Source organism: Sphingobium sp. ba1 (assembly GCF_000743655.1).
In the GTDB taxonomy this organism is placed as follows: Bacteria; Pseudomonadota; Alphaproteobacteria; order Sphingomonadales; family Sphingomonadaceae; genus Sphingobium.
In genome coordinates, this window is the sequence record NZ_JPPQ01000083.1 from 4,707 (window position 1) to 6,359 (window position 1,653).

Sequence of the window (1,653 nt, forward strand, 5' to 3'; positions counted from 1 at the left end):
AAGCCCTGCGCCAGCGCCGCCTCCCCCAACCGCCGGTAGCGATCAGGATCGGCATCGACAATCGAAAGCGACCGCCCTTTCCGCTCCGCGCGCAATTCGGCCGCATAGGTCAGGGTGAAGCCGCAGCGCCACAAGTCTAGCACGTCGTCGTTCCCATCGGCCATCGGCCGAGCCAGCGACAACAGAGTCGGCGCGGCCTGCGCCACCGCGACGATCGCACGCTGCCGCGCCAGATCGTCGGCGGCCCACAACAGCCGCGCAGGCTGGGCAAAGCGCGCCCAGACCGAGACATTGTCCGCCGCCACACTGTTCAACCGCGCAAAGTCCGCTTCCGACAGGACGGCATATTTGGCGATCAATCCCTGATGTTCGAACGGAAAGACATTGGGCGGGATCAGCGCATTGGCGCGCGCCAGCCAGCTTTTGCCATAGGCCGCCGGATAGTCCGACACGATCAGGTAGAAATCGAGCATCAGCCCGTCGAGATTGGCTTCGCGCAGGCAAGAGCCATAGAAGAGCACCGCCCGCGACGCCTGCGGGTAGCGCGCCGCGATCGCGCCCGCCATCGCCGCCGCGCGCGGATCGGCAGGCTGGAGCAATTCGGCACGGACAAGATCGACAAGAGAACTGGGCATCGGCCCGCCCTTAGAGCGGATCGCGCGCGAAATGAAGAGGGGCAATCAGTCCCAGCGCAACGGCAGCGCGGTGCAGGCACCGACATTGCCGCCCTTCATCGTCACCGGACGGTCGGGGTCGAGCCGAACGGTCGGCATCCGCCCAAGCCATTCGCGCAGGAACACGATCACCTCCATCCGCGCAAGTCCCGCCCCCACGCAGCGATGCGCGCCCACGCCCATCGTCGTATGCCGCGTCGCATTGAGCTTGCGGTCGAACCGCACGGCTTCAGGCGCATCAAAACTCGCCGGGTCCAGATTATGCAGGACGCTCGGCAAATAGATGATGTCCCCCGCCTTCAGCGTCACACCATCGACCTCGACATCGGTGACGAGGTTGCGGCTGACCGAGACGGTGGGATAGCGACGCATCAATTCGTCGGCGGCATCGGGGATCAGTTCCGGCCGCGCGCGCAGCAACGCCTGGTCCTGCGGATGCCGTGCCAGATGCAGCGCGACCATGCCGACCATCGCCACCACCGTATCCAGTCCGCCGAACAGCAGGTTGCGGCACATGCGCCGTGCCTCATCCTCGCTCCATGCCCGGCCCTCGACCGGTTCGGACAGGATGCGGCTGAACAGGTCGGTCCCCGGATTGGCCATGCGCGCGGCGATATAGGGGGCGAGATAATCATCGGCCGCATCGCGCAGTTGCTCGACGGTCATCGACCCATCGGGTCGCGTGAGTTGCGAGCCCAACGCCCGCAAGCGCGGCCGGTCGGACAAAGGCACATCGATCAGCGTCAGGAAGATATGCAGCGGCAATATTTCGGCGAAATCCGCCACGAAGTCGCACGACCCCCGGTCGATCAACCCGTCGATCAATTCGCGCGCGACCTGCGTCACCTGCGGCTCCATCGCGACGACGAAGCGCGAAGCAAAGCCTTTCATCACCGCCATGCGAAAGGGCTGATGCTCCGGCGGGTCTTGTTGCAACGGAATGAACCGCATCACCTCGCCAAGCCCCGGCGTCACCGCC

The 1,653-nt window shown here is 65.5% G+C and carries 1 protein-coding gene and 2 pseudogenes (1 of these 3 cut by a window edge); all 3 read right to left on the bottom strand.

Annotation, left to right across the window (positions count from 1 at the left end; all coding sequences use genetic code 11):
* A pseudogene (locus IL54_RS19325) lies at positions 1–25 on the bottom strand (ATP-dependent helicase C-terminal domain-containing protein); its annotated part reaches 410 nt to the left of the window's first position; the annotation flags it as partial.
* Positions 3–635: pseudogene (locus IL54_RS23385) on the bottom strand (hypothetical protein); the annotation flags it as partial. The pseudogenes IL54_RS19325 and IL54_RS23385, both read right to left, overlap by 23 nt.
* A 45-nt stretch (positions 636–680) precedes the next feature.
* On the bottom strand, positions 681–1,653 hold a 973-nt coding region (locus IL54_RS19330; protein WP_076605626.1), incomplete at its 5' end, for a cytochrome P450.